Source organism: Variovorax sp. Soil_C_19, assembly GCF_057657255.1.
In genome coordinates this window covers 39411-65120 of sequence record NZ_JBDGIV010000022.1, presented here as the reverse complement: position 1 = coordinate 65120, position 25710 = coordinate 39411, and the positions used below count along the sequence as shown (strand labels likewise).

Genomic DNA, 25710 nt, shown 5'->3' with positions numbered 1-25710 from the left:
CTCGCCTAACGAAAAATGCCCCGCTCTCGCGGGGCATCTCGATCTAAGCGGGCGGCAGACTATTTACACAGACTGTCAAGCGGGCTTTCTTCTTTCTGCTGACGGGCGCTTGCGAACTCAGCGCACCGGCAAGGTCACCACGCCACCGGGCTGCGAGGGCTGTGGCTGCTGCGCAGGCGCCAGCGGCTCCATCGGCGGCAGCGGCACGCGCGACGAAGACGACGACGGTGCCGCCGAACCGGCCGGCGCGGGCGAGCCTGTGCCGCCGCGCTGGGCCTCGTTGGCCAGCTCGGCCTCGCTCACGACCTCGACCACGCGCACCACCTTCTGCACGCCCGAAATGCCGCGCGCGATCTCGGTCGCACGGTCGGTCTCGCGGCGCGTCGCGATGCCCATCAGGTAGACCACGCCGCGCTCGGTCACCACCTTGAACGAATTCGCGAAGATGTCCTTCGCGTCGAGCAGCGAGGCCTTGACCTTGCCACTGATGAACACGTCGTTCGAACGTTCCTGGAAGGTGCTGGGCTGGCCGATGGTGAGCTCGTTGACCACCGAGCGCACGTTGTCCACGCGCTGCACCGCCTCTTCGACGCGGCGGCGGTCGGCCTCATTGCCGACGGCGCCCGTCAGCAGCACCTGGCGGTTGAAGCTGGTGACGCTCACGTACATCTGGTCGTTGGCGATCTCGCGCACGCGCGCTGCCGCACGCAGTTCGATGCCCTGGTCGTCGAGCTGCGCGCCCGAGCTGCGGCGGTCCGTGGCCACCATGCCTACGCCCATCGCCGCGGCCCCCCCGACCACGAGCGGCACGCAGGCCGAGAGCCCGGCCGTCAGCACGGCTCCCGAGGCGAATGCAATGGCAAGGCGTTGGAACGGTGTGGTCGTCATGTGGAAGCTTCCTGTTCTCCGAGTAACTGGGCATCCACGCCGTCGCACAGGCAATGCAGTGCGAGCAGGTGGACTTCGTGGATGCGTGCCGCACGCTCGTGCGGCACGCCGATCTGGACATCGGTTTCGCGCAGCGCACGCCCGATCGCGCCGCCGGTGCCGCCCGTGCCGGCCGCAGCCGCCTGACCGACCCCCGCGTTGCCGAGCAGCGCCACCACCGTCATGTCGCGCTCGTGCGCGGCCATCACCGCAGAAAGCACGGCGGCCGACTGCCCGCTGGCACTGAGCGCCAGCAGCACGTCGCCCGCCTGGCCGAGCGCGCGCACCTGGCGCGCGAAGCGGTCGGCGTCGCCGGCGTTGGCACTGTCGCCCGCGGGATCGTTGCTGTCGCCCGGCAGCACGATCGCGGCCAGTTCGGGCCGCTCGCGCTCGAAACGCCCGACGAAGTGAGCCGCGAACTGGGCTGCCAGCAAGCCCGACACGCCCCCGCCGCAGGCCAGGATCTTGCCGCCACTGGTCACGCAGGCGAGGATCGCCTGCATCGCTTGCGAGATGGATTTACTGAGAACCGGGCCGGCCTGGTACTTGAGGTCGGCGCTGTCGATGAAATGTTGCTGAATCCGTTGCTCGAGCATGGGGCGCGATGATACCGGTGGGCGTTGAAACAAGACGTTTGCAATGTGGAGCCGAAGGCGCGCGTTCAGTTCCCGCGGCGGCCGGATTCAGCCCGCATCGAAGGCGGCCTGCAGCCAGATGATGCGCGCTTCCACCAGCACCACGTCGAAGCGGCACGGCGGTAGCGTGCGCAGCGCGTGCAGGTAGTGCCGCGCCGCGAAGACGATGCGCCGCTGCTTGACGCCCGTGATGCTGCCGCCAGCGCCACCGTGCGTTCCGGCGCTGCGCTGCCGCACCTCGACGAACACCAGCGTGCCGTCGCGCGGATCGCGCATGATCAGGTCGATCTCGCCGCCGCCGCGCCCGGGCGTTCGATAATTGCGTGCCACCAGCACCAGCCCGGCATCCTGCAGATGGTCGAGCGCGGCGTCTTCGGCCGCGTCGCCGCGGCGCTTGGTCGTCGTGTGGGTCTTCATGCTTGCTCCCTGCCGGCTCTTGTTCTTTGTTTGTAGCGTCTTCGGAGAAACCCATTGGCTTCACTCGCACCCGCGTCTTTCGGCGCCTCCCTTGCGGCCGCGCAAGACGCCTCGGGTGCGCAGCATTATCCGCAAGGCACGCTCTACATCGTGGCCACACCCATCGGCAACCTGGCCGACATCACGCTGCGCGCGCTGCATGTGCTGCAACTCGTGGACACGCTCGCCTGCGAGGACACGCGCCACACCCAGGGCCTGCTGCGCGCCTACGGCATCGACCGGCCCTCGGCGCGGCTCGTCGCGCTGCACCAGCACAACGAGGCCGAGGCGGCGCAGGCCCTCGTCGCGAGGCTGGCCCAGGGCGAGCGCGTGGCCTACGTGAGCGATGCCGGCACCCCGGGCGTCAGCGATCCGGGCGCGCGGCTCGTGGCCGCGGTGCGCGCCGCCGGCCTGCGCGTGCTGCCGCTGCCTGGTGCCAGCAGCGTCACCACGCTCATCAGTGCAGCCGGGCTGGTCGCCGAGAGCGGCGGCGACGCGGGCGCGGGCAGCAGCAGCGCCTTCGTCTTTGCCGGTTTCCTGCCGAGCAAGGCCGGCGAGCGCGACACCGCCGTGCAGGCGCTCGCGCAGGAGCCGCGCGCCGTGCTGCTGCTGGAGGCGCCGCACCGCATCGAGGCGCTGGCGCGTGCGCTCGCGGTGCTCGGGCCGCGGCCCGTCACCGTGGGCCGCGAGCTCACCAAGCAGTTCGAGGAGATCGCGACCGTGGCGGCCAGCGCCCTGGCCGACTGGTTTTCAGCCGACCGCGACCGCACGCGCGGCGAATTCGCGCTGGTGCTGCATCCCGTGGCGGCGAGCGCCAGTGACGGCGGCAGCGCCGAGGGCGAGCGCGTGCTGCGGCTGCTGCTGGCCGAGCTGCCGGTCAAGACCGCGGTACGGCTCGCGTCGGAGATCAGCGGTGGGCCGCGCAATGCGCTCTACGAGGCGGCGCTGCGCATGCGCAAGGAAGCCGAAGCCGACGGAACTCAGCCGTCGAGCTCTGCATAGCGCCTGAAGATGCCGTCTTCATTGAACGCGATGCGGCGCGGGCTCTGCAGGTACTCGCGCACGCGCTGGCGGCGCTTCACGTTGTCGTGCAACTTCACCACCGCGGGCGTGGCCGCCAGCGCCTTGGCGGCCGCCTTCGGAAAGGCATAGCGCAGGCCGTCGACCAGCTGGAACAGCGACAGGTCGGCATAGGTCAGCACATCGCCCACCAGGTGCGACGACCCCGCGGGATTGCGCTGCAGCACCCGCTCGAACCAGTTCAGGTACTTGGGAATCCGCTCATCGCGAAAGGCCCGCGCGCGCTGCACGGCCGCGTCGCGCTGGTCTTCGTAGTAGGCGCCGGTGGAGATCGGGTGGTGCGTGTCGTGCGCCTCGGCCACCACGTCGCCCACCGTGAGTTGCAGCTGGTGCGTCCATAGCCCGTCCGATTCGCCGACACCCGCGAGCCCGAGCCGCGGCCCCAGGTAGAGCAGGATGGCCGCGGTCTGCCCGACCACGATGTCGCCGTCGATCAGGAACGGCGGCGCGAACGCGGGGCGCACGATCTCGGGGTCGTCGAGCCGCTGCGCGAGCGCCGATTCGCCGCCGCCCTTGGGTTCGGGCAGCCGGGCCACGTCCACGTAATCTGCACCGGCCGCTTCGAGTGCGAGCCGCACGAATTCGCCTCGGCCCTGGATCGTGGGCCAGTAATGAAGTTGGTAGGTCATGCGGGCATGTTGGCAGGCTCGGTGGGGCGCTGCAACGGGCGGCGCAAAGGCCCTGGCGAGTCCATGCGCCACACCCACAAACAACAAAGCCGGACACCCTTGCAAGTGTCCGGCTTCACGATATTTGGTCCCGCCGCCAGGAATCGAACCTGGATCTCAGCCTTCGGAGGGCCGAATTCTATCCGTTGAAATACAGCGAGAAATTTGGTTTCCGGCAGAACCGGAGCCACCGATTATCGCCTATCAGGCGGCCACCGTTTCGACTTCGTTCCCGGTTCCCGCATTGGAGTTCCGCACAAAGCCCAAACCGGCCATGTAGACCCGGAAGGTGCGCCGGCCGGTGGGCACCAGGTCGAAGGCCGTGGGATCGAGCAGCCAGTTCTGGATCAGTCCGCTCATCAGCGCGTGCAGCCCCTGCGCCGCGACGTGGCCGGGCACCGGAAGCTTGATCTGGTCGCGGCGCGCGGCGAGCCGGAGCGCTTTTTCGAAGTCGGTGACGCAGGCGTTGCGCGCGGCCAGGTGGCGCTGCTGCACCGAGGCCATGTCGTGCGTGTATTCGACCTTGTGGGTGGCCACGTCGAAGACGCGGCGCACCTGCGGATCGGTGGTCATCAAGGTCAGCGCATGCACCATGCCCTCCTCGATCTCGGCCAGCGGATCGTCGCTGCCGTCCCCGACCCGACCAACCGCGCCGGGTCCCGCCTCCAGCGGCAGGATGACGCGCTCCATCATCGCGTTGAACAGGTCGGCCTTGTCCTTGAAGTGCCAATAGATGGCGCCGCGCGTCGCGCCGGCCTGCTGCGCGATCTGCTGCAGCGAGGTCTGCGAGACGCCCTGCGCCTGAAACAGCAGCTCCGCGGCATCGAGCAGTCGATGCCGCGTGGCCAATGCTTCTTCTTTCGTACGACGTGCCACCCTGTCTCCTGATTTGTAAAGCCAAGCCCTTTCGTTCTCGTGGGGCCATTTCGACAATGCTGTCACTATACATCCATGAATGTATGTAAGATAGGGACTTCCCTGATGGCCCGGCTCCGACGCTGGTTTTGCGTTCGCGATGCGAACACGCCGTCTCCCCGTTTTTGCTTCAAAGGATTCGCATGCCCCTCCTGCATGTCTCGCGTCAATCGTTTTCCTCGCCGCGCCTCGCGACCGTGGCTGTCGTCGTTCTGCTGGCGCTCGCAGGCTGCGGCAAGAGCGACGCACCGGCGGGCCCGGGCGGCGGCGCAGGTGCCGCTGGCGGCGGCAAGCCTCCTGCGCCGGAGGTCGGCGTGATCGTGGCGGCCCCCACCGACGTGGGCCTGGTGACCGAGTTGCCCGGCCGGTTGGAGGCCTCGCGCGTGGCCCAGGTGCGCGCCCGCGCCGCCGGCATCCTGCTCAAGCGTGAATTCCGCGAAGGCAGTGACGTGAAGGCCGGCCAGGTGCTGTTCCGCATCGACCCGGCGCCGCTGGTGGCTGCCTCGCAGAACGCCCAGGCGACGCTCGCGCGCGCCGAGGCCAATGCGGCTCAGGCCAAGGCGCTGGCCGACCGCTACAAGCCGCTGGTCGAGGCCAATGCCGTAAGCAAGCAGGAATACGTCAATGCGGTGGCGGCCCAGAAGACCGCCGAAGCCGACGTGGCCGCGAGCCGCGCCGCGCTGCAGAGCGCCCGGATCAACCAGGGCTATGCCACCGTGACCTCACCGATCTCGGGCCGCATCGGCCGCGCGCTGGTCACCGAAGGCGCACTGGTCGGCCAGGGCGAAGCCACCCAGCTGGCCGTGGTGCAGCAAATCAACCCGATGTACGTCAACTTCACGCAGTCGGCCTCCGAGGTGCTGAAGCTGCGCCGCGCGGTGGCCGCGGGGCAGTACAAGCGCGCAAGCGGCGAAGACGCGGCCAGCATCCGCCTGGTGCTCGAGGACGGCACCGAGTATTCGGAGGCCGGCAAGCTGCTGTTCTCCGATCTCTCGGTCGACCCGACGACCGGCCAGGTGACGCTGCGCGCCGAAGTGCCCAATCCGAAGGGCGAGCTGCTGCCGGGGCTGTACGTGCGCGTCAAGCTCGAGCAGGCACAGGCCAGCAATGCGATCACGGTGCCGCAGCAGGCGGTCACGCGCACGCAGCAGGGCGACACGCTGACGGTGGTCGGTGCCGACGGCAAGCTGAGCCAGCGCACGGTGAAGATCAGCGCCGCCAAGGACAACCAGTGGGTGGTGCTCGAAGGCCTGAAGGCCGGCGAACAGGTGATGGTCGATGGCTTCCAGCGCCTGCAGATGATGCCGCCCGGCACGCCGGTGAAGGCGGTGCCGTGGCAGAAACCGAACCTCAACGGCGCGGCCCCGGCCGCCGCTGCGGCATCGGCCCCGGCCCCTGCCACGGCCGAGAAGAAGTAATCAAGGAGCGCGCCCGCAATGGCCAAATTCTTTATCGATCGCCCCATCTTTGCGTGGGTGATCGCACTGTTCATCCTGGTGCTCGGCGGCGTGTCCATCACGCAGTTGCCGATCGCGCAATATCCACCGGTGGCGCCGCCCGCCATCGTGATCAACGTCGCCTACCCGGGCGCTTCGGCCCAGACGCTCGAGGACAGCGTGCTGTCGGTGATCGAGCGCGAGATGAACGGCTCGCCCGGGCTGATCTACATGGAGTCGGTGGCCCAGGCCGACGGCACCGGCGCGATCACGATCAGCTTCCAGCCCGGCACCAATGAAGACCTGGCGCAGGTCGACGTGCAGAACCGGCTCTCGCGCGCCACGCCCCGCCTGCCGGCAGCGGTGACGCAGCAGGGCGTTCGCGTCGACAAGTCGCGCGACAACTTCCTGCTGTTCACGATGCTGTCGTCGGACAACCCCGACTTCGACCCTGTAGCGCTCGGCGACTATGCCGCGCGCAACATCGTGCCCGAGCTGCAGCGTATCGAGGGCGTGGGCCAGGTGCAGTTGTTCGGCTCCGAGAACGCGATGCGCATCTGGGTCGACCCGACCAAGCTGCAGGGCTTCAACCTGTCGGCAACCGACGTCAACAACGCGATCCGCGCCCAGAACGCCCAGGTGGCGTCGGGCACGCTCGGCGACCTGCCGAACGTGCCGGGCCAGGCGATCGCCGCCACGGTGACGGTCAACGGCCAGCTCACCAGCGTCGAGCAGTTCCGCGAGATCGTGCTGCGCGCCAACACCGACGGCTCCACCGTGCGCCTGAAGGACGTGGCGCGCGTCGAACTCGGCGGCCAGAGCTACGCCACCTCGGCCCGCTTGAACGGCGTGCCCGCGGTCGGCATCGGCGTGCAGCCCACGCCCACCGGCAACGCGCTGAAGTCGGCCAAGGCGGTGCGCGCGAAGATGACCGAACTCGAGCGCTTCTTCCCCCAGGGCGTGAAATGGGACATCCCCTACGACAGCTCGCGCTTCGTGCAGCTGTCGATCACCGAAGTGGTCAAGACGCTGCTCGAAGCCGTGGTGCTGGTGTTCCTGGTGATGTTCCTGTTCCTGCAGAACTGGCGCTACACGATCATTCCGACGATCGTGGTGCCCATTGCGCTGCTCGGCACCTTCGCCACGCTGCTCGCGCTGGGCTTCTCGATCAACGTGCTGACGATGTTCGGCATGGTGCTGGTGATCGGCATCGTGGTGGACGATGCGATCGTGGTGGTCGAGAACGTCGAGCGCATCATGAGCGAGGAAGGCCTGCCACCGCTGGAGGCCACGCGCAAGGCGATGCAGCAGATCTCGGGCGCCATCATCGGCGTGACCGTGGTGCTGATCTCGGTGTTCGTGCCGCTGGCGTTCTTCGCGGGCTCGACCGGCAACATCTACCGCCAGTTCTCGGCGGTGATGGTGGCGTCGATCGGCTTCTCGGCCTTCATGGCGCTGTCGCTCACGCCGGCGCTGTGCGCGACGCTGCTCAAGCCGGTGGAAGCCGGCCACCACCACGAGAAGCGCGGCTTCTTCGGCTGGTTCAACCGCGGCTTCTCGCGCACCGCGAAGGGCTACGAGAGCGTGGTCGCGCGCATCCTGCGCCGCGCTGCGCGCTACATGGTGATCTACGCCGCGATCATCGGCGCGGTGGTGTACTTCTACACCACGCTGCCGAGCTCGTTCCTGCCGCAGGAAGACCAGGGCAACATCATCGTGAACGTGCAGCTGCCGCCCGGCGCGACGCAAGAGCGCTCGCTGTCGGTCATGCAGCAGGTCGAGGGCTTCATCATGAAGCAGCCCGAAGTGCAGAGCATCGTGAGCGTGATGGGCTTCAGCTTCTCGGGCCAGGGCCAGAACGCGGGCCTCGCCTTCGTGACGCTCAAGGACTGGGAAGAGCGCAAGGACCCGGCCAACTCGGCGAGTGCGCTGGCCGGCCGTGCCTTCGGCGCGCTGTCGGGCATCCGCGACGCGTTCATCTACCCGCTGAGCCCGCCGCCGATTCCCGAGCTGGGCAATGCCAGCGGCTTCAGCTTCCGGCTGCAAGACCGCTCGGGCGCAGGCCACGAGGCGCTGATCAATGCGCGCAACCAGCTGCTCGGCATGGCCGCGCAGAGCAAGGTGCTGGCGCAGGTGCGGCCCGACGGCCTCGAGGATGCGCCGCAGCTCGAGATCGACATCGACCGCGACAAGGCGAATGCGCTGGGCGTGGGCTTCGACGCGATCAACGCCGCCCTGTCGACCGCGCTCGGTTCGAGCTACATCAACGACTTCCCGAACCGCGGCCGCCTGCAGCGCGTGGTGGTGCAGGCCGATGCACCGGCGCGCATGCAGCCCGACGACCTGCTGCGGCTCAACGCGACCAACACCCAGGGCGAGCCGGTGCCGCTGGCGGCCTTCGCGACCACCAAGTGGGTCACCGGCGCGACGCAGACCGTGCGCTACAACGGCTACCCCGCGATCCGCATCAGCGGCGACGCTGCGCCGGGCTTCAGCACGGGTGCCGCGATGGACGAGATGGAAAAGCTCGCCGCGCAGCTGCCGCAGGGCTTCGGCTTCGAATGGACCGGCCAGTCGCGTGAAGAAAAGCTCGCGGGCTCGCAGGCCATGATCCTCTACGGCTTCGCGATCCTGGCGGTGTTCCTGTGCCTGGCCGCGCTGTACGAGAGCTGGTCGATCCCGCTGTCGGTCATTCTGGTGGTGCCGCTGGGCGTGATCGGGGTGCTGGCGGCGACGCTGCTGCGCGCCTATTCGAACGACGTGTACTTCCAGGTGGGCCTGATCACCATCATCGGCCTGTCGGCGAAGAACGCGATTCTGATCATCGAGTTCGCCAAGGACCTGCAGGCGCAGGGACGCGGCGTGGTCGAGGCCGCGCTGACCGCGGCGCACCTGCGTTTCCGCCCGATCATCATGACCTCGCTGGCCTTCGGCCTGGGCGTGATGCCGCTGGTCCTCGCCTCGGGCGCGGGCTCGGCGAGCCAGCGTGCCATCGGCACCGGGGTGATCGGCGGAATGATCACGGGCACGGCGCTCGCGGTGTTCTTCGTGCCGGTGTTCTTCGTGCTCGTGCGCAGCCTGTTCAAGGGCAGCGCGCGCCAGCGCGAAGCCGACCGGCGCCATGCGGAAGCCGCCGGCATCACGGAGGAAAAACATGACACCCAATAAGAAACTGATTCCCACTGCGCTGGCAGCGGCCCTGCTCCTGGCGGGCTGCTCGCTGATCCCGACCTACGAGCGCCCTGCGGCGCCGGTGCCGACCACCTTTCCGGGCGACCCGGCACAGCCGGCCGGCCCGGCCGCGGCCACCGTCGCATGGGAAGACTTCTTCACCGACCCGCGCCTCGCGGGCCTGATCCGCACCGCGCTGGCGAACAACCGTGACCTGCGCGTGGCCGTGCTCAACATCGAGCAGGCGCGCGCGCAGTTCCAGGTCCAGCGTGCCGACCTGTTCCCGGCGGTCGGTGTCAGCGGCAGCGGTTCGCGCTCGAGCCCGAACCCCTACCAGGCGTTCGACAGCGGCGCCGGCAGCGTCTCGTCGCAATACAGCGTCAACCTGGGCGTCACGGCCTGGGAGATCGACTTCTTCGGCCGCATCCGCGCGCTGAAGGACCAGGCGCTCGCGCAATACCTGGCCACCGAGGAGTCGCGCAAGGCCACGCAGATCAGCCTGGTCGCGGCGGTCGCCAACGGCTGGCTCACGCTGATGGCCGACGACGCGCTGCTCGAGCTCACGCGGCAGACGCTCGCCACGCGCGAGGAATCGGTGCGCCTGACCAAGCTGCGCTTCGACAACGGCGTCTCGTCCGAGCTCGACTTCCAGGCCGCGAACTCGCTCGCCGAGACCGCGCGCGCCTCCTATGCACAGCAGCTGCGCACGCGCCAGCAGGACGAGAACGCGCTGGCACTGCTGCTCGGCGCCCCGGTGCCGGCCGAAGCCACGGCCGGCGGCGCCCCGGGCCTCGAAGGCGTCCGGCCCATGCCCGACGTGCCCGCGGGCCTGCCATCCGACCTGCTGGTGGAGCGGCCCGACATCCGCGCGGCCGAGCAACAGCTGATCGCGGCCAATGCCAACATCGGCGCGGCCCGCGCGAACTTCTTCCCGCGCGTGGCGCTGACCAGCTCGATCGGCACCGTGAGCAGCGAGTTCTCGGGCCTGTTCGACAGCGGCACCAAGGCCTGGTCGTTCGCGCCGTCGATCACGCTGCCGATCTTCGACGCCGGCCGCAACATCGCGGGGCTCGATGCGGCCAAGGCCGGACGCGGGATCGCGGTGGCGCAGTACGAGAAGTCGGTCCAGACCGCCTTCCGCGAAGTGGCGGACGCCCTCGCCGGCCGCGCCACCCTGGGCGAACAGGTGCGGGCGCAGCGCGCGCAAGCCGAGGCCGAGGCCGTGCGCTTCAGGCTCTCGGACCTGCGCTACCGCAACGGCATCGCGAGCGCGCTCGACCTGCTCGACGCGCAGCGCTCGCTCTACATCGCGCAGCAGTCGGCCATCACGACGCGGCTGCTGCAGTTGCAGAACCAGGTCACGCTGTACAAGACCCTGGGCGGCGGCTGGACCGCGCGCGAGGGTGCCAACGGCCAAGGCTGAGGCATTCGCGCGACGGCTTGCGAGCGGCCTTCCGTCCTTTGGCGGAGGGCCTCTCTATAATCGCCGGTTGATTCGAAAAAGCCCCCCGACGAGCCCCCGTTATTGAGGACGCCATGAGCGCAGACCCGCACTACCAGGCCACAGAAGAAGCCCACACCGGCCCCATCAAGAACCCGAAGCAACTGCTGCTCGCGGTATTTTTTTCCTTCCTTGCTCCCATCCTGATCATCGTGGGCCTCGTGGCCTATGTGGTCTCGGGCAACAAGCCCTCGGGCACGGCAGAAGGCGACAACATGGCGCTGTACGGCGTCTCGCAAGCCGATCGCGACCGCGAACTGGCCGACCGGCTCAAGAAGGTCGGCGCCATCGAGATCCGCGACGCCAACCGTCCGCTCGCAGCCGGCGAGGCGGTCTTCAAGGCCCAGTGCATCGCCTGCCACGGCGCGCCCGGCATTCCCGGCGCACCGCACCTGAACGATGCCGCCGCCTGGGGCCCACGCATCGGCCAGGGCTACGACACGCTGCTCGAGCATGCGCTGCGCGGCAAGGGCGCGATGCCACCGCAAGGCGGCGGCGACTTCGAAGACCTCGAAATCGGCCGTGCCGTTGTCTACCTGGCCAACTCGGCCGGCGGCAAGTTCGCGGTGCCCGACCGCCCCGCAGCTGCCGCGGCACCCGCCGAAGGCGCGGCCTCGGCTCCGGCTGCAGGCGCCGCATCGGCACCCGCACCGGCTGCGAGCGCCAGCAAGTAAGCGCTCGCAAGCCCCGAAAAAAGAGCCGGCTTCTCGCCGGCTTTTTCATGCGCGCCGCACGGCCGCAGCTATGGTTTCGATAGCGGCGCTGCGGCGGCGACAGGCTGGCGCCCCTCCGGGCTCAGCACGTGGCCGAAGCGCTGCGGCAAGTCGTCCGATTGCACCGGCTCGGGCGTCCAGAGCCCCTGCTCGATCGCATCGGCCGCAAGGCCCACGTCCTGCGTGTGGACCAAGCCGAGGCCCCAAGGCGCTGCCGCAAGGTACAGGCGGCCCGCTTCGTCGAGCAGGCACGCCGAGATTTCGTCGACCGCCTGGCCGGTGTGGGCCGTGACGGCAAAACCCCCGGCGTCGGCGATGCGCCAGACGAAGGGCGCCGCCTCCAGCTCGACATAGACGCGCTGCGGGCCGTTCTGGAAGAACCACTGGCCTTCGTCGTCATGGTCGTAGTTGCGGTGGATGAACTCGATCAGCTTGTCGTGCCGCAGCATCGAGCCCTTCGCAGCGGGAAAAGGCCCCTCGGCCTGCGTGCGGTCGTCGCGCATGTACCAGTTGCCGCGCGCGTCGAGGCCGAGCCAGCCGTAGCAGTGCGGCACGTTGGGCCATTTGGCGAGTGCCTGTTTGACGATGTCGTCCATGAGGGGATTGTGCGCGCCTCAGGGCGCGGGCGGCGTCGGCAAACCGCTCGCCATGGCGGCCAGCCAGCCGCCCACGCGTTCGGGCATGCTGCGCAGGTGGCCGGGCGGCAGCCCGAGCGGAAAGCCCACATGCCCTCCATGCGCCGGCTGCCACAGCGTGACCTGCGGCGCGACGTCGGCGGGGCCCGGCAGGCTCTCGGCTGGAATGAACGGGTCGTTGCGTGCGTTCACCACCAGCGCGGGCACGCGGACCGCGCGCAAGAGCGGCTTGGACGAGCCCCGCGCCCAGTAGTCGTCGGTGCCGCGAAAGCCGTGCAGCGGCGCGGTGAAGACGTCGTCGAATTCATAAAGACTGCGCGCCGCCAGCAGTCGCTCGCGGTCGAACAGACCCGGAAACTGCGCCAGCTTGGCCAGCGCCTTGGGCTTCATGGTCGCGAGGAACATGCGCGTGTAGACCAGGCGGTTGAAGCCGCGGCCGATCGCCTGGCCACCGGCCGCGAGGTCGAGCGGCGCGCACACCGAAGCCACGGCGGCCACGACGGAGCGCGCGCTCTCGCCCGCCTCGCAGGCCCAGCGCAGCAGCGCGTTGCCGCCGAGCGAGACGCCCGCGGCCAGCACCGGGCCGCCGCCCTGGCGCACATGCTGGTCGCGCAGGCGGCGCAGGATCCAGTCGATCTCCTCGTGGTCGCCAGAATGGTAGGCGCGCGGCGCGAGGTTGAGTTCGCCGCTGCAGCCCCTGAAATGCGGCACCGCGAACGCCATGCCGCGCTTGCTTGCGAAGGCGGCGAAGGCCTCGGCATAGTGGCTGCGCGACGATCCCTCGAGCCCGTGGAACAGCACCAGCAGTGGTCGCGCGCCGGGCTGCGACGCGAGCGGCTCGGCAAAATCCACGTCGATGAAGTCGCCGTCGGGCGTGGCCCAGCGTTCGCGGCGGTAGGCCGGGGGCCGCCCATGGAAACGCCGGGCATAGAGCGCCGGCCAGATGGTCTGCAGGTTGCCGCCGGGCAGCCAGCGCGGGGCCGCGTAGTCCACCGGAATCCTCCGTCAGTGCAGCGTCTGGGGCGACTCGCTCGCGTCGTTCGGTTCGCGCGCGCTGCCGGGGCTCGCATGGTGCGCCACGAGGCGCCAGCCCTCGGCGGCCTTGTGATAGACGTTGGTGGCGAGCACGAAGGCGTGCCGGGGGCCTTCGGCCGTGAGCACCTCGATGCGTTCGAGCACGTTGTGCACCGCGCTCCCGAGCGACTCGATCTTGCGCACGCGCGCCGGCGTGGCATGAATGGCGCCATTCGCGAACATCTGCTCGAAAGCCGCGCGGATCGCCGTCGCGCCGACCAGCCGGGGACCGCCCGGATGGACGCAGAACACCTCGTCCTCGTCGGCCCAGCAGGCCATCAGCGCATCGATGTCGCCGCGCTGCAGCGCCTCGTAGAAGGCGGCTTCGACGTCGTCGGCGGTGCCGCCGACGGCCGCGGCCGCACGGAGTGGTGTTTTGGGCATGGCGTGATTTTGCCGCGCCGCCCGTGACGGCGGTGCTGCACCCCTTCTCATTCCCCCACGGGCAGACCCAGCCAACGCGCGGCCACGGCCTGCATGTCGCCCTGCGCGGCCTGCCACACCAGTTCGGGCGACGCGACATGCACGCCCGGCGGTGCGATGCGCAGCGCGAGCTCGACGAGGGCGGCCACCTTCGACGCGCGCACCGGCTGCTCGCTGCTCGGCACCATGTAGCGCAGCGTCGACAGCATCCATGCGGCCAGCCGCTCGGCAGGGTTGGCGAGGCGCGCGTCGGCGGGCTTGCGCGCCGAGCGCACGATGATCACGCGCTGGAAGCCGCAGGCCACGACCGCATGCTCGTCGAGGTTCGCCAGGCCGCGCTTGAGCGCCTCGGGCAGGCGGCCCTGGTCGTGCGGCTGCACGATGGCCAGCGTGCGCACGCCACTCGCACGCAGCCAAAGCGCCAGCGCGGGCAGGTCGCCGGGCTGCGGTGCCCAGAAGGCGCGCTCGCGGTCGTGGTAGAGGCGCGGCGGATCGAAGGCGACGACGGCGGTATCGGCCGGCGCCAGCGGCCATTGCGCGAACGGCACGGCCGGGTCGGCCATGCAGGTCTCGACGCCGCGCATGCCGTCGCGCACCGGCTCGCTGGCCAGAAGCCGCACGCGCGCGAAGCGCTTGTTGCCGGCAAAAAGATGCAACAACTCCTGACCCAGCGCACCGGTGGCCCCGGCGATCAGCACGGTGCCCATGGGCGCCTTCGCTGCGGGCGGCAGTGCGCGGTTCGCGGCCTGCAGGGCCTGGAGGGGATCGAGGGACATGGCCGGCTATGCTACCTTCCGGCTCTTCTGCGGAGGTAATGCAAATGATGTTCGTGAAACGCTGGTTCCTGATTCTTGCCGCTGTGCTCTCGCTCAGCGGTTGCGGCTACAACCAGTTCCAGTCGCTGGACGAAGCCAGCAAATCGGCCTGGAGCGAGGTGCTCAACCAGTACCAGCGGCGCGCCGACCTGGTGCCCAACATCGTCGCCACCGTGAAGGGCGAGGCCAGTTTCGAGCAGGACACGCTGACCCAGGTGATCGAGGCGCGCGCCAAGGCCACGTCGATCCAGGTCACGCCCGAAACGCTCAACAACCCCGAGGCGTTCAACAAGTTCCAGCAGGCGCAGGGCGAGCTGTCGTCGGCGCTGTCGCGGCTCATGGTGGTGTCGGAGCGCTACCCCGAACTCAAGGCCAACCAGGCCTTCCGCGACCTGCGCGTGACGCTCGAGGGCACCGAGAACCGCATTACCGTGGCGCGCAACCGCTACATCCAGACGGTGCAGGAGTACAACGTGCTGGCGCGCAGCTTCCCGACCAACCTCACTGCGATGGTCTTCAGCTACGACCCGAAGCCCAACTTCTCGGTACAGAACGAAGCGCAGATCTCGACGCCGCCGACGGTCGATTTCTCGGCGCCGAAGAAGTAACACGGCCGGTCGATGGGCTTCGCCCTGACGATTCGCCACGCGCTGGCCGCCGTCCTGCTGGGGGCGGCCGCGTGGACCGGTCTCGTGGCCACGGCCGCGGCGCAAGACTTGCTGCCCGTGCCCGCGCTCACCGCGCGCGTGATCGACCAGACCGCGACGCTGGGTGAAGCCGAGCGCGCCGAACTCGACGCCAAGCTCGCCGCCTTCGAACAGCGCAAGGGCTCGCAGATGGTGGTGCTGATGGTGCCCACCACCGCGCCCGAGGACATCGCGAGCTATGCCAACCGCGTCGGCAATGCCTGGAAGATCGGCCGCCGCGACGTCGGCGACGGCATCCTGGTGATCGTGGCCAAGGACGACCGCCGCATGCGCATCGAAGTGGCCAAGACGCTCGAGGGTGCGGTGCCCGACCTGGCGGCGATCCGCATCATCGACGAGGAGATGAAGCCGCGCTTTCGCAACAACGACTTCGCGGGCGGCGTGAATGCGGCCGTGGCCCGCCTGATCGGCCTGGTCGACGGCGAGGCGCTGCCCGAGCCGTCGCAGGGAGGCGGTGCGGGCACGGGCGATGGCGACATCGACTGGGAAAACCTTGCGATCTTCCTGTTCATCGGCGTATTCGTCGCGGCGCCGATCCTGCGTTCGATGGCGGGCAAGAAGCTCGGCTCGGTGGTGATGGGCGGCGGCATCGGCGTGGTCGCATTCCTCATCACCACCAGCGTGGTCATCGCGGTGCTGGCGGCCATGGCCGCCTTCATGGTGTCGCTGTTCTCCGCCGTGGCCGCATCGAGCCCGCGGCTCGGCAGTCGCAGCGGCGCGAGCACCGGCGGGTTCGGCGGCTGGGGCGGCGGTGGTGGCGGCGGCTGGAGCAGTGGTGGCGGCGGCGGTGGCTTCAGCTCCGGCGGTGGCGGCGATTTCGGCGGCGGCGGCGCCTCGGGGGATTGGTAGGCATGGCAGCAGCAGCAACGACGACGACGACCCCAGGCTTCTTCGGCAAGCTGGGCCGCATCTGGCGCCATCGGTGGATGGACGAGTCCGACGTGCGGCGCGTGCTCCCCCCCGACGCCCTGGAGCGGCTGGGCGCGCGCGTGGCCGCGAGCGAGCGCCGCCACAGCGGCGAGATCCGCATCTGCATCGAGGCGGGACTGCCCTGGTCGTACCTGCGGCGCCACGCCGCGCCGCGCGAACGCGCCGTGACGCTGTTCGGCAAGCTGCGCGTGTGGGACACCGCGAACAACAACGGCGTGCTGATCTATCTGCTGCTGGCCGAGCACGCGATCGAGATCGTGGCCGACCGCGGCATCAGCGCGCAGGTCGATGCGGCCGAATGGGCCGCCATGGCCCGGCGCATGGGCGCGGCCTTCCGCGAAGGCCGCTTCGAGGACGGGCTCACGCAGGCGCTGGGCGAGGTCTCGGCGCTGCTGGTGGCGCACTTTCCGCTGGCCGACGACCAGCCCGACAGCAACGAACTGCCGGACGAACCCGTGGTGCTCTGATTTTTGTCTTTCTCCCTCCCCCGCCGGGGGAAGGAGCCGGATTCGTTAGCCCTCGCCCGGCAGCGCCCACACCGCGTCGCCACCCACCGCATGGAAGCGCCGCCCCGGCGCCCGCTCCACCAGCCAGCCGCCCGTGAACTCGCCGAAGGCCGGCAGCACCGCCTGGCCCGCCTCGCTCACGAAACACGGCAGTCGCACGCTGTCGCGCCCCGGCCCGTAGAGCCGGCACACCGGGTGCAGGTGGCCTGCCAGCACGAAATGGCCCGCATGCGGCTGCGGATGGTGGCAACAGGCGAACGGGCCGAGCAGCCAGGGCTCGTCGACCACGTCGATGGCGAGGGCCGCGGGCGGATCGCCAGCGCGGCTGTCGTGGTTGCCGCGCACCAGCGTCATGCCGACCTGCGCATGCATCGCGCGCCAGTCGGCCAGCGCCGCGAGCACCTCGCGCGTGCGCGCCTGCGCCGCGTGCAGGAAGTCGCCCAAAAACACGATGCGCTGCGGCGCGAGGCGCGCGATCAGCGCGTCGAGCCGGGCCAGGTTCTGCCGCGTGGTGCCGCCGGGCACGGGCTGGCCGAGGGCGCGGTAGGTCGCGGCCTTGCCGAGGTGCAGGTCGGCCACGAACAGCACGCGCGCGTCCGGCCACCAGACGGCGCGCTCGGGCAGCAGGTGCAACGACGCGCCCGCCCATTCGACGGCGAGCGCGGCGGCGGGGGCATGCGGGGAACTCACGGCTTGCATTTTCGCCCGGCGGACCCCAGTTCGTCGGTATGACCGGATCGCAACCCCTGCACATCGTCTGCCCACACTGCCACACCACCAACCGCGTGCGCGCGGACCAGTTGGGCAGTGCCCCTGACTGCGGCAGCTGCCATCGGCCGCTGTTCGCGGGCCATTCGACGGCCCTGCCCGACGAGAGAACCTTCGACCGGCACATCGCGCGCAGCGAGATCCCGGTGCTGGTCGACTTCTGGGCGCCCTGGTGCGGCCCCTGCCGGCAGATGGCGCCGGCCTACGAGCAGGCGGCGGCGCAGCTCGAGCCGCAGGTGCGGCTCGCCAAGGTCGACACCGAGGCGGTGCCGGCGCTGGGCACGCGCTTCAACATCCGCAGCATCCCGACGCTCGCGCTGTTTCGCGGCGGCCGCGAGGTGGCGCGGCAGGCTGGGGCCATGGGCGCAGCGGACATCGTGCGCTGGGTGAAGACGCACGGCGCCGGCTGACGCGGCAAGGTTGCTCACAGCGGCGGCAAGGGCCGGGAGCGCTGTGACGGCGGCCTGCGCGCGCGGCGCGGCGCCGCCGGCGCTTTGCCCGGGCCTTCCTGCCCGAAGGCGAGCGTGCCCTTCACGCGCTCCACGCCGCCGGCCGTGACCACCCCGCCCGCGGCTTTCTCGAGCTGCTCGACCATGCGCGCGATGCGGTCGGCCACGTTCTCGTTCGAGAGCTTCTCGCGGAACAGCTCGACCATGAGCGGGAATGCAAATGGCGTCGGCCGCTCGAGCGGCTGGAGCACCAGCCGCTGGCCCGCCATGCGCGCGAGGCTCGCGCCGAGGCGTCCGATCTCGAGCTCCTGCGCGAGCAGTTCCTGCTCGGCCTGCAGCAGCAGCCGGTTGGCCGGGTCGTACTTGCGGAACACCTCCCAGAAGAGCGATGACGAGGCCTGGAGCTGCCGGCTGCTGCGCTTCTCGCCCGGGTAGCCCTGGAACACCAGGCCGGAGACGCGCGCGATCTCCCGGAAACGGCGCTGCGCGAGTTCGCCCGCATTGAGCGAGGCCAGCACCTCGTGCAGCAGTTCGGCGTGCGCATCGTCGCCCTGCGGCAATGCCAGCACCTGCGGCAGCAACGCGGGCCAGTCGACCGGCACCGCGCTCAGCAATTCGAAGCCGTAGTCGTTCACCGCGATCGAGAAGGTGCGGGCCTCGTGCTGCGCGACGCGCCATGCGAGCAGGCTCGCGAGCCCCATGTGCACCTGCCGCCCCGCGAAGGGGTAGAGGAACAGGTGCGAGCCTTCGCGCGTGGTGAGCGTCTCGGCGAGCAGGGTCTGCGGGGTCGGCAGTGCCGACCATTGCTGCTGGATGTCGAGCAGCGGCCGCACGCATTGCAGCTCGGGCGAGCCGTAGCGTCCCTCGCCGGCCAGTGCGAGCTGCTGCACCACGGCGTCGGCCAGCGTCGACGAGAGCGGCATGCGCCCGCCGTTCCAGCGCGGCACCGCGGCGCGCCTGCCGGTGGCGCGCCGCACCCAGGCCGTCATGTCGTGGATGCGCACGAGTTCGAGCAGCCGCCCGCCGAAGAGGAAGCAGTCGCCCGGCTTCATGCGCGCGACAAAACTCTCCTCGACGCTGCCGATGCGGCCGCCACCGAGGTACTGCACCGCCATGCTCGCATCGCTCACGATGGTGCCGATGTTCATGCGGTGGCGCCGCGCGAGCCGCGTGTCGGGCACGCGCCACACACCCTCGGCATCGGGAATGGCACGCCGGTAGTCGGGGTAGGCCGCGAGCGAAGGCCCGCCCTGCGACACGAAGTCGAGGCACCAGGACCAGCTCTCGCGCGAGAGCCCGGCATAGGCCGCCGTGCCGCGCACCTCGTCGTAGAGATCGTCGGGGCGGAAGCCGCCGCCGAGCGCCACCGTGACCAGGTGTTGCACCAGCACGTCGAGCGGCTGCTGCGGCGTCTGGCGCGCCTCGATGTGGCCGGCGGCAATGGCCGCGCGCGCTGCGGCGCCTTCGACCATCTCGATGCTGTGCGTGGGCACCAGCGTGATCCGCGACGGGCGTCCCGGCGCGTGGCCCGAGCGGCCCGCGCGCTGCAGCAGCCGCGCCACGCCCTTGGGCGAGCCGATCTGCAGCACGCGCTCGACCGGCAGAAAGTCCACGCCGAGGTCGAGGCTCGAGGTGCAGACCACGGCCTTGAGTTCGCCGCTCTTGAGCCCGAGCTCGACCCATTCGCGCACCGCGCGGTCGAGCGAGCCATGGTGCAGCGCGATGGTGCCGGCCCATTCCGGCCGCGCCTCGAGCATGGCCTGATACCAGATCTCGGCCTGCGAACGCGTGTTGGTGAACACCAGCGTGGTGCTGCTCGTGGCGATCTCGTCGAGCACCTGCGGCAGCATCGTGAGGCCCAGGTGGCCGCCCCACGGGAAGCGCTCGGCGCGGCCCGGCAGCAGCGAATCGACGACGAGCTTCTTGGGCACCGCGCCTTGCACGAGCACGCCCTCTTCGCTCTTCGCGCCACCCAGCAGGGCATGCATGGCTTCCTGCAGGTTGCCGAGCGTGGCCGACATGCCCCAGACCGAGAGCCCGGCATTCCAGCGCCGAAGCCGCGCGAGCGCGAGCTGCACCTGCACGCCGCGCTTGTTGCCGAGCAGCTCGTGCCATTCGTCGACCACCACCATGCGCACATGGCCCAGCACCTCGCTGGCGTCGGCGCGTGCGAGCAGCAGCGACAGGCTCTCGGGCGTGGTGACGAGCGCCGTGGGCAGGCGCTCGTTCTGCGCGCTGCGCTCGGCCGACGAGGTGTCGCCGCTGCGCGCACCGGCGCTCCAGCGGTGGTGCGCCTCGGCGCCGAGCGCCTCGAGCGGCTGCTGCAGCGCGCGCAGCGTGTCAGCGGCGAGCGCGCGCATCGGCGTGATCCACAGCACCGTCAGCGGCGGGGCGATGGTCTTGCCGCTGCGCGACGGTAGTGCGGGCGCCGTCGAGAACGCCTGCAGTGCGCCGAGCCACACGGCGTAGGTCTTGCCCGCGCCCGTGGTGGCGTGCAGCAGGCCGGACCTTCCTTCGACGATGGCCTTCCACACCTCGCGCTGGAACTTGAACGGCTTCCAGCCGCGGCCTGCGAACCATGTGTCGAGCGCGGCCTTGACGTTCTTGCTCCTTCCCCCTTTGGGGGAAGGTTGGGATGGGGGCTCGCGGCCTTCGAGCGACGGCTGACGCCGGATGCGCCGCCTGCCCCCACCCCTGCCCTCCCCCAAAGGGGGAGGGAGAGAGTCGGGGTCCGATGCAGCGTTCATACCGGCAGCAGCGCCGCCAGCGTCTGCAGCGTGTCGGCCTCTTCCACCGGCTTGTCCTCGCGCCAGCGCAGCATGCGCGGAAAGCGCACCGCGATGCCGCTCTTGTGGCGCGTGCTGCGCGCGATGCCCTCGAAGCCGAGCTCGAACACCAGCGTGGGCGCCACGCTCTTCACCGGGCCGAAGCTTTCGACCGTGGTCTTGCGGATGATCGCGTCCACACGCCCCATCTCGGCGTCGGTGAGGCCCGAGTAGGCCTTGGCGAAGGGCACGAGCTTGCGCCCCTCCTGCCCGGGCGGGCCGTCCCACACCGCGAAGGTGTAGTCGCTGTAGAGGCTCGCACGCCGGCCGTGGCCGCGCTGCGCATAGATCAGCACCGCGTCGACGCTGAGCGGATCGATCTTCCACTTCCACCAGACGCCCACGTCCTTGGTGCGGCCAACGCCGTACTGCGCATGGCGGCGCTTGAGCATCATGCCTTCCACGCCCATGCTGCGCGCCGCCTCGCGCTGGCGCGCCAGGTCTTGCCAGTCGGCGCCGTCGAGCACGGGGCTCGGCAACAGCGAAGGATGCTGCAGCTGCGCGACGAGCTCGTCGAGCCGCGCGCGGCGCTCGGATTGCGGCAGCGCGCGCAGGTCGCGCCCTTCCCATTCGAGGATGTCGTAGGCCAGCAGCACCACCGGAACCTCGCGCAGCAGCTTGGCGCCGAGGGTCTTGCGCCCGATGCGCTTCTGCAGCTCGGCAAAGGGCTGCACGCGACCGTCGCGCCAGACGGCGATCTCGCCGTCGAGCACCGTGCCGTCGGGCAGCGCCTCGCCCAGCACGGCCAATTCGGGAAAGCGCTCGGTCACGAGTTCTTCGCCGCGCGACCACAGCCAGACCTCGCCCGCGCGCTTGACGAGCTGCGCGCGGATGCCGTCCCACTTCCACTCGACGATCCAGTCCGAAGGCGGGCCGAGCGTGGCGTCGAACTGGTCGAGCGGCAGATTGAAAGGATGCGCGAGAAAAAACGGATAGGGCTGGCCGCTGGTCTTCAGCACCTGCTCGGCATCGGACTCGGGCGCGATCAGCGCGCGATAGTCCGCCGCGCGCGGACGGCCGCCGATGTGGGTGTAGCCCATGAGCCGCTGCGCCACGCGCTTGGGATCGATGCCGCCCACGGCCGCGAGCGCCTGCGTGACCTGCAGCTTCGAGACGCCGACGCGGAAGGCGCCGGTGATGAGCTTGAAGTACACCAACCTCTCCTCGGCCGCGAGCCGGGCCCACTGCGCGCGCAGCCGCGAAGGCAGCGCGTCGGGCGCCGACTTGCCGGCCTCACGCAGCGGCAGCAGGTGGTCCTCCACCCACGCTGCCAGGCCGAGGTCGTGCGCCTCGGTGGGCAGCGGCAGCAGCAACGCGATGGTTTCGGCCAGGTCGCCGACGGCGTCGTAGCTTTCGTCGAACAGCCACTCGGGCAGGCCCGCCGCCTCGCGCGCGAGCAGCCGCAGCAGCTTGGTCGGCACCAGCTGGCGCGGCTTGCCGCCCGCGAGGAAATACACGGCCCATGCCGCATCGGCGGGATCCGCTTCGCGCAGGTAGCGCTGCAGCGCGGCCTGCTTCGCGAGGTTCGAGGTGCTCGCGTCGAGCTCGCGGTAGAGCGCGGCGAAGTCCTTCATGGCTTTGCTCCTTCCCCCTCCGGGGGAAGGTCGGGATGGGGGCCGGCGGCGGCGGATACGTCCTGATCGTCCTCGTCGCCATACTCCGTCTTGAAGCCCTGCGCATCGAGCCCGTTCTCGCGCAGCCAGCGCACCATCACCTGCACGCTGCCGTGCGTGACGAACACGCGCTCGGCACCGGTGCCCGCGATGGCCTGCTGCAAGCCGGGCCAGTCGGCATGGTCGGACATCACGAAGCCGCGGTCCACGCCGCGCCGCCGCCGCGTGCCGCGCAGCTGCATCCAGCCGCTCGCGAACGCATCGGCGTGCTGGCCGAAGCGCTTCATCCACGGCGTGCCCTGTGCCGAGGGCGGCGCCAGCACGAGCGCACGCTTCAGCAAGACCGCATCCACGCCCGGATCGGTGACGCGCAGCGTCGCGGCCAAGGCCACGCCCGCCGCGCGGTACACCGCGTTGAGCGGCTCGACGGCGCCATGCACCACGATCGGCCCGATCGACGCGTCCACGCCGTGCAGGATGCGCTGCGCCTTGCCGAAGGCATAGCAGAAGAGCACCGATGCGCGTCCGGCCTCGGCGTTGGCGCGCCACCAGGCGTCGATCTCGGCAAAGAGCGCGGCCTGCGCGGGCCAGCGGTAGATCGGCAGGCCGAAGGTCGATTCGGTGATGAAGGTGTCGCAAGGCACCGGCTCGAAGGGCGCGCAGGTGCCGTCGGGCTCGGTCTTGTAGTCGCCCGACGCCACCCACACGCGCCCGCCGTGTTCGAGCCGCACCTGCGCCGACCCCAGCACATGGCCCGCGGGATGCAGCGACACGCGCACCCCGTGGTGCACGATGGCCTCGCCATACGGCAGCGTCTGCAGCGCGATGTCGGCGCCGAGCCGCGTGCGCAGCGTGCCGGCGCTGTCGGCGTGGGCCAGGTAGTGCACATGGCCGATGCGCGCATGGTCCGAATGCGCATGCGTGATGACGGCGCGTGCCACCGGCCGCCAGGGGTCGATGTAGAAATCGCCGGGCGGGCAATACAGCCCCTCGGGCCGGGCGACGACGAGATCTTCAGCGGGCATGGCACGCCATCGTAGGCGCCGCAGGGCTGTCTTGCCGCCGAAGCTCGGCCGCGATGCGGTGTGGGTCGGCGCCTACTTGGCGTCGGCGGCTGGGGTTACCAGGCGGTCCACTTCGCGTCGCTGGCCGCCGAGGCGACCGTGCGCTCGATGAAGCGCACGCCGCGCGCGCCGTCTTCCACGCGCGGATAGTCGGCCGCCAGGGCATCGAACGGCTGGCCGGCGAGGCGCGCGCGGATGTCGGCCGCCACGCCGGCATAGATGTTGGCGAAGGCCTCGATGAAGCCTTCGGGATGGCCGGCCGGCAGCCGGCTCGCGCGCTGCGCCGATTCGCAGAGCCAGGGCGCGCCGCGCGTGAGGATGCGCTTTGGCCCGTCGTGCGGCAGGTGCACGAGCTGGCTCGGCTGCTCCTGCCGCCAGGCGAGCGTGCCGAGCGTGCCCGAGATGCGCAGGCGCAGGTCGTTCTCGAGGCCGGTGTTGATCTGCGAGGCGATCAGCACGCCGCGCGCGCCGCCCCGGAAGCGCAGCAACAGGCTGCCGTCGTCGTCGAGCATGCGGCCCGGCACCAGCGCACCGAGGTCGGCGCAGAGGCTCTCGATCTCGAGGCCGGTGACGCTTGAGACGAGGTTCTCGGCATGCGAGCCGATGTCCCCGATGGCGCCCGCGGCGCCGCTCTTCGCGGGGTCGGTGCGCCAGTCGGCCTGCTTGTTGCCGCTGCCTTCGAGCTGGCTCGCGAGCCAACCCTGGTTGTATTCGACGACGATCTTGCGGATCTCACCGAGTTGGCCTGAGCGCACCATCTCGCGCGCCTGGCGCACCATCGGGTAGCCGGTGTAGTTGTAGGTCACGCCGAAGACCGTGCCCTGCTTCGCCACGCTCGCCACCAGCGCATCGGCCTGCGCGCGCGTGTGCACGAGCGGCTTGTCGCACACCACGTGGAAGCCGGCCTCGACGAAGGCCTGCGCCACTGGAAAGTGCACGTGGTTCGGCGTGACGATCGAGACGAAATCGATGCGCTCGTCCGGGGGCCGCGCCAGCTCGTCGGCTAGAAGCGCCTGCCAGTCGCCGTGGTTGCGGTCGTCGGCAAGGCCGAGGTCGGCACCCGACGCGCGCGCCTTCTCGGGGCTCGACGACAGCGCGCCCGCGACGAGCGTGATCTGGCCGTCGAGCGCCATGGCCTTGCGGTGCACTGCGCCGATGAAGGCGTCGCGGCCGCCGCCGACCATGGCAGCGCGGAGCTTGCGAAGGGGTGTGTCGCTCATCAATCTTCTCGATCTTGCTGGCTTGGTCGTTGTTCCCTCTCCCTCTGGGAGAGGGTTAGGGTGAGGGCATCGGCGCTGGCGCGCGCACGGCGTTTGCCATCGCTGCCGCCCTCACCCCGACCCTCTCCCGGAGGGAGAGGGAGTGAAGCGATCGGCCATCGGGCCGATGGCATTCAGAACGGCGAGTTCGGGTGGTAGAAGTCCTTCGCGTTCTCCTTGGTGATCAGCACCGAGGGAATGATCGTCGTCGCGGGCAGCTTCTCGCCCTTCAGCCGCGCTTCAGCCGTGAGCTTGATCGCGTCGTAGATGAACTTGGGCGAGTAGCTCACGTCGGCGCCGATGCGCTTGTCCTTGCCGTCCATGATGGTCTTGACCATGCCCTTGGCGCCCGCGCCGCCGAACACGATCTTGATGTCGTCGCGCTTGGCCTGCTCGATGGCCTTGAGCACGCCCACGGCCATGTCGTCGTCGGCGGCCCAGATGGCGTCGATCTGCTTGAAGCGCGTGAGGTAGTCCTGCGTGACCTTGAAGGCGTCGTCGCGGTTCCAGTTGGCGTACTTGGCGTCGAGCAGCTTGATGTCCGGATGGTTCTTGAGCACTGCGTTGAAGGCGTCCATGCGCTCGTTGTCGAGCGTGGTGGCAATGCCGCGCAGCGCGACCACGTTGCCCTTGCCGCCGAGTTGCTTGGCGATGTACTCGGCCGGAATGCGGCCAAAGGCGGTGTTGTCGCCGGCCACGTAGGCGTCCTGCGCGCTCGTGTCGGTCAGGCCGCGGTCGACCACGGTCACGTAGGCGCCCTTGGCCTTGACCTGCGCCACTGGCTTGGTCAGCGCGGCCGATTCGAACGGAAACACCACCAGCGCGTTGATCTTGGTGACGGTCGAGAGATCTTGCAACTGGTTGGCCTGCTCGGGCGCGTTGGCCGCGGTCTTGATCGTGATCTTCAGGTCCTTGTGCTGCTTCTCGAGGTCCTTCTTCGCCTGGTTGGCCCAGTAGTTGATGCCGCCCATGAAGCTGTGCGTGGCTGCGGGGATCGAAACGCCGAGGTTGACCTTCTCGGCGGCGAGTGCGGGCAGGCTGGCGAACGCCGTAGCGGCAACTGCCGTGAGTGCGAGGCGTCGGGTGAAAGTCGTCATGCTGGATGTCTCCTCTTGGTGGGTGGAATGGAACGGGAAAGGA

General features: G+C 69.9%; 24 protein-coding genes and 1 tRNA gene. 9 read left to right on the top strand and 16 right to left on the bottom strand.

The window, feature by feature from the left end:
* Nucleotides 1-117 precede the first annotated feature (117 nt).
* The 3 genes from AC3A6R_RS25835 to AC3A6R_RS25825 all read right to left on the bottom strand — a co-directional run bounded on the left by AC3A6R_RS25835 (nt 118) and on the right by AC3A6R_RS25825 (nt 1979).
* Nucleotides 118-888 (bottom strand): BON domain-containing protein, encoded by a 771-nt coding sequence (locus tag AC3A6R_RS25835; RefSeq protein ID WP_487865988.1) that lies wholly within the window; start codon nt 886-888, stop codon nt 118-120.
* Nucleotides 885-1523 carry an SIS domain-containing protein gene (locus AC3A6R_RS25830; RefSeq protein WP_487865987.1) on the bottom strand — a complete coding sequence of 213 codons (639 nt, stop codon included), beginning with the start codon at nt 1521-1523 and terminating at the stop codon, nt 885-887. Before AC3A6R_RS25830 ends, AC3A6R_RS25835 begins: the two co-directional genes overlap by 4 nt.
* An 87-nt stretch (nt 1524-1610) precedes the next feature.
* Nucleotides 1611-1979 carry a YraN family protein gene (locus tag AC3A6R_RS25825; RefSeq protein WP_487865986.1) on the bottom strand — a complete coding sequence of 123 codons (369 nt, stop codon included), beginning with the start codon at nt 1977-1979 and terminating at the stop codon, nt 1611-1613.
* A gap of 54 nt (nt 1980-2033) precedes the next feature.
* On the opposite strand from AC3A6R_RS25825, the gene rsmI reads away from it, so the two are divergent.
* A complete protein-coding gene (gene rsmI / locus AC3A6R_RS25820; protein WP_487865985.1) occupies nt 2034-3020 on the top strand; it encodes a 16S rRNA (cytidine(1402)-2'-O)-methyltransferase in 987 nt (328 codons plus the stop codon).
* Here rsmI and AC3A6R_RS25815 read toward each other — a convergent pair.
* From AC3A6R_RS25815 to AC3A6R_RS25805, 3 genes are all read right to left on the bottom strand, one after another.
* Nucleotides 2999-3727: a glutathione S-transferase gene (locus AC3A6R_RS25815; protein WP_487865984.1), complete on the bottom strand. Its 729-nt coding sequence runs from the start codon at nt 3725-3727 to the stop codon at nt 2999-3001. The two genes, rsmI and AC3A6R_RS25815, sit on opposite strands and share 22 nt — an antisense overlap.
* A 125-nt stretch (nt 3728-3852) precedes the next feature.
* A tRNA-Arg gene (locus AC3A6R_RS25810) sits at nt 3853-3927 on the bottom strand.
* A gap of 43 nt (nt 3928-3970) precedes the next feature.
* Nucleotides 3971-4642, bottom strand: a complete 672-nt coding sequence (locus AC3A6R_RS25805) for a TetR family transcriptional regulator (RefSeq protein ID WP_487862508.1) — start codon at nt 4640-4642, stop codon at nt 3971-3973.
* 182 nt (nt 4643-4824) lie between these two features.
* On the opposite strand from AC3A6R_RS25805, the gene AC3A6R_RS25800 reads away from it, so the two are divergent.
* From AC3A6R_RS25800 to AC3A6R_RS25785, 4 genes are all read left to right on the top strand, one after another.
* On the top strand, nt 4825-6099 hold the full coding sequence (locus AC3A6R_RS25800) for an efflux RND transporter periplasmic adaptor subunit (protein ID WP_487862507.1): 1275 nt from the start codon (nt 4825-4827) through the stop codon (nt 6097-6099).
* Nucleotides 6100-6117: 18 nt separating this feature from the next.
* Nucleotides 6118-9285 (top strand): efflux RND transporter permease subunit, encoded by a 3168-nt coding sequence (locus tag AC3A6R_RS25795; RefSeq protein ID WP_487865983.1) that lies wholly within the window; start codon nt 6118-6120, stop codon nt 9283-9285.
* Nucleotides 9272-10711, top strand: a complete 1440-nt coding sequence (locus AC3A6R_RS25790; RefSeq protein WP_487865982.1) for an efflux transporter outer membrane subunit — start codon at nt 9272-9274, stop codon at nt 10709-10711. The genes AC3A6R_RS25795 and AC3A6R_RS25790 overlap by 14 nt, the downstream gene beginning before the upstream one ends.
* Before the next feature lie 113 nt (nt 10712-10824).
* Nucleotides 10825-11463, top strand: a complete 639-nt coding sequence (locus AC3A6R_RS25785; RefSeq protein WP_487862504.1) for a c-type cytochrome — start codon at nt 10825-10827, stop codon at nt 11461-11463.
* A 68-nt stretch (nt 11464-11531) separates the two neighbouring features.
* Here the strand turns inward: AC3A6R_RS25785 and AC3A6R_RS25780 are convergent, their stop codons facing one another.
* From AC3A6R_RS25780 to AC3A6R_RS25765, 4 genes are read right to left on the bottom strand one after another with little or no spacing between them, the layout of a single operon-like run.
* On the bottom strand, nt 11532-12098 hold the full coding sequence (locus AC3A6R_RS25780) for a DUF2946 family protein (RefSeq protein ID WP_487865981.1): 567 nt from the start codon (nt 12096-12098) through the stop codon (nt 11532-11534).
* A gap of 18 nt (nt 12099-12116) precedes the next feature.
* A complete protein-coding gene (locus AC3A6R_RS25775; protein ID WP_487865980.1) occupies nt 12117-13130 on the bottom strand; it encodes a YheT family hydrolase in 1014 nt (337 codons plus the stop codon).
* Between the two features lie 12 nt (nt 13131-13142).
* A complete protein-coding gene (locus AC3A6R_RS25770; RefSeq protein WP_487862501.1) occupies nt 13143-13595 on the bottom strand; it encodes a YybH family protein in 453 nt (150 codons plus the stop codon).
* Nucleotides 13596-13642: 47 nt separating this feature from the next.
* The gene (locus AC3A6R_RS25765) at nt 13643-14410 is read right to left on the bottom strand and encodes a Rossmann-fold NAD(P)-binding domain-containing protein (protein ID WP_487865979.1); all 768 of its coding nucleotides are present in this window, start codon (nt 14408-14410) and stop codon (nt 13643-13645) included.
* A 47-nt stretch (nt 14411-14457) separates the two neighbouring features.
* Between AC3A6R_RS25765 and AC3A6R_RS25760 the strand changes: the two genes are divergently transcribed.
* From AC3A6R_RS25760 to AC3A6R_RS25750, 3 genes are read left to right on the top strand one after another with little or no spacing between them, the layout of a single operon-like run.
* Nucleotides 14458-15057 carry a LemA family protein gene (locus AC3A6R_RS25760; RefSeq protein ID WP_487862552.1) on the top strand — a complete coding sequence of 200 codons (600 nt, stop codon included), beginning with the start codon at nt 14458-14460 and terminating at the stop codon, nt 15055-15057.
* A 12-nt stretch (nt 15058-15069) separates the two neighbouring features.
* Nucleotides 15070-16005 (top strand): TPM domain-containing protein, encoded by a 936-nt coding sequence (locus AC3A6R_RS25755; RefSeq protein WP_487865978.1) that lies wholly within the window; start codon nt 15070-15072, stop codon nt 16003-16005.
* Between the two features lie 2 nt (nt 16006-16007).
* Nucleotides 16008-16553, top strand: a complete 546-nt coding sequence (locus AC3A6R_RS25750; protein WP_487862498.1) for a TPM domain-containing protein — start codon at nt 16008-16010, stop codon at nt 16551-16553.
* A gap of 45 nt (nt 16554-16598) precedes the next feature.
* Here AC3A6R_RS25750 and pdeM read toward each other — a convergent pair whose 3' ends face one another.
* Complete coding sequence (gene pdeM / locus AC3A6R_RS25745) at nt 16599-17291, bottom strand: ligase-associated DNA damage response endonuclease PdeM (RefSeq protein WP_487862497.1); 693 nt, start codon at nt 17289-17291, stop codon at nt 16599-16601.
* A gap of 29 nt (nt 17292-17320) precedes the next feature.
* On the opposite strand from pdeM, the gene trxC reads away from it, so the two are divergent.
* On the top strand, nt 17321-17770 hold the full coding sequence (gene trxC, locus AC3A6R_RS25740; RefSeq protein WP_487862496.1) for a thioredoxin TrxC: 450 nt from the start codon (nt 17321-17323) through the stop codon (nt 17768-17770).
* A gap of 14 nt (nt 17771-17784) precedes the next feature.
* Here trxC and AC3A6R_RS25735 read toward each other — a convergent pair whose 3' ends face one another.
* From AC3A6R_RS25735 to AC3A6R_RS25715, 5 genes are all read right to left on the bottom strand, one after another.
* Nucleotides 17785-20556 carry a ligase-associated DNA damage response DEXH box helicase gene (locus AC3A6R_RS25735; RefSeq protein ID WP_487865977.1) on the bottom strand — a complete coding sequence of 924 codons (2772 nt, stop codon included), beginning with the start codon at nt 20554-20556 and terminating at the stop codon, nt 17785-17787.
* Nucleotides 20553-22208: an ATP-dependent DNA ligase gene (locus tag AC3A6R_RS25730; protein ID WP_487865976.1), complete on the bottom strand. Its 1656-nt coding sequence runs from the start codon at nt 22206-22208 to the stop codon at nt 20553-20555. The genes AC3A6R_RS25735 and AC3A6R_RS25730 overlap by 4 nt, the downstream gene beginning before the upstream one ends.
* Nucleotides 22205-23272, bottom strand: a complete 1068-nt coding sequence (locus AC3A6R_RS25725; protein WP_487865975.1) for a ligase-associated DNA damage response exonuclease — start codon at nt 23270-23272, stop codon at nt 22205-22207. The genes AC3A6R_RS25730 and AC3A6R_RS25725 overlap by 4 nt, the downstream gene beginning before the upstream one ends.
* Nucleotides 23273-23367: 95 nt before the next feature.
* Nucleotides 23368-24531 (bottom strand): Gfo/Idh/MocA family protein, encoded by a 1164-nt coding sequence (locus AC3A6R_RS25720; protein WP_487862492.1) that lies wholly within the window; start codon nt 24529-24531, stop codon nt 23368-23370.
* 173 nt (nt 24532-24704) lie between these two features.
* A complete protein-coding gene (locus AC3A6R_RS25715) occupies nt 24705-25667 on the bottom strand; it encodes a substrate-binding domain-containing protein (protein WP_487865974.1) in 963 nt (320 codons plus the stop codon).
* Nucleotides 25668-25710 lie beyond the last annotated feature (43 nt).

What these genes read in the sequence shown, in the direction of transcription:
- AC3A6R_RS25715 (WP_487865974.1), bottom strand. Translation starts at nt 25,667, where the DNA reads ATGACGACTTTCACCCGACGCCTCGCACTCACGGCAGTTGCCGCTACG.
- AC3A6R_RS25785 (WP_487862504.1), top strand. Translation starts at nt 10,825, where the DNA reads ATGAGCGCAGACCCGCACTACCAGGCCACAGAAGAAGCCCACACCGGC.
- AC3A6R_RS25750 (WP_487862498.1), top strand. Translation starts at nt 16,008, where the DNA reads ATGGCAGCAGCAGCAACGACGACGACGACCCCAGGCTTCTTCGGCAAG.
- AC3A6R_RS25780 (WP_487865981.1), bottom strand. Translation starts at nt 12,098, where the DNA reads ATGGACGACATCGTCAAACAGGCACTCGCCAAATGGCCCAACGTGCCG.
- AC3A6R_RS25790 (WP_487865982.1), top strand. Translation starts at nt 9,272, where the DNA reads ATGACACCCAATAAGAAACTGATTCCCACTGCGCTGGCAGCGGCCCTG.
- AC3A6R_RS25725 (WP_487865975.1), bottom strand. Translation starts at nt 23,272, where the DNA reads ATGCCCGCTGAAGATCTCGTCGTCGCCCGGCCCGAGGGGCTGTATTGC.
- AC3A6R_RS25815 (WP_487865984.1), bottom strand. Translation starts at nt 3,727, where the DNA reads ATGACCTACCAACTTCATTACTGGCCCACGATCCAGGGCCGAGGCGAA.
- AC3A6R_RS25730 (WP_487865976.1), bottom strand. Translation starts at nt 22,208, where the DNA reads ATGAAGGACTTCGCCGCGCTCTACCGCGAGCTCGACGCGAGCACCTCG.
- AC3A6R_RS25755 (WP_487865978.1), top strand. Translation starts at nt 15,070, where the DNA reads ATGGGCTTCGCCCTGACGATTCGCCACGCGCTGGCCGCCGTCCTGCTG.
- AC3A6R_RS25800 (WP_487862507.1), top strand. Translation starts at nt 4,825, where the DNA reads ATGCCCCTCCTGCATGTCTCGCGTCAATCGTTTTCCTCGCCGCGCCTC.
- AC3A6R_RS25735 (WP_487865977.1), bottom strand. Translation starts at nt 20,556, where the DNA reads ATGAACGCTGCATCGGACCCCGACTCTCTCCCTCCCCCTTTGGGGGAG.
- AC3A6R_RS25830 (WP_487865987.1), bottom strand. Translation starts at nt 1,523, where the DNA reads ATGCTCGAGCAACGGATTCAGCAACATTTCATCGACAGCGCCGACCTC.
- AC3A6R_RS25795 (WP_487865983.1), top strand. Translation starts at nt 6,118, where the DNA reads ATGGCCAAATTCTTTATCGATCGCCCCATCTTTGCGTGGGTGATCGCA.
- AC3A6R_RS25720 (WP_487862492.1), bottom strand. Translation starts at nt 24,531, where the DNA reads ATGAGCGACACACCCCTTCGCAAGCTCCGCGCTGCCATGGTCGGCGGC.
- AC3A6R_RS25770 (WP_487862501.1), bottom strand. Translation starts at nt 13,595, where the DNA reads ATGCCCAAAACACCACTCCGTGCGGCCGCGGCCGTCGGCGGCACCGCC.
- trxC (WP_487862496.1), top strand. Translation starts at nt 17,321, where the DNA reads ATGACCGGATCGCAACCCCTGCACATCGTCTGCCCACACTGCCACACC.
- AC3A6R_RS25835 (WP_487865988.1), bottom strand. Translation starts at nt 888, where the DNA reads ATGACGACCACACCGTTCCAACGCCTTGCCATTGCATTCGCCTCGGGA.
- pdeM (WP_487862497.1), bottom strand. Translation starts at nt 17,291, where the DNA reads ATGCAAGCCGTGAGTTCCCCGCATGCCCCCGCCGCCGCGCTCGCCGTC.
- AC3A6R_RS25760 (WP_487862552.1), top strand. Translation starts at nt 14,458, where the DNA reads ATGTTCGTGAAACGCTGGTTCCTGATTCTTGCCGCTGTGCTCTCGCTC.
- AC3A6R_RS25825 (WP_487865986.1), bottom strand. Translation starts at nt 1,979, where the DNA reads ATGAAGACCCACACGACGACCAAGCGCCGCGGCGACGCGGCCGAAGAC.
- AC3A6R_RS25765 (WP_487865979.1), bottom strand. Translation starts at nt 14,410, where the DNA reads ATGTCCCTCGATCCCCTCCAGGCCCTGCAGGCCGCGAACCGCGCACTG.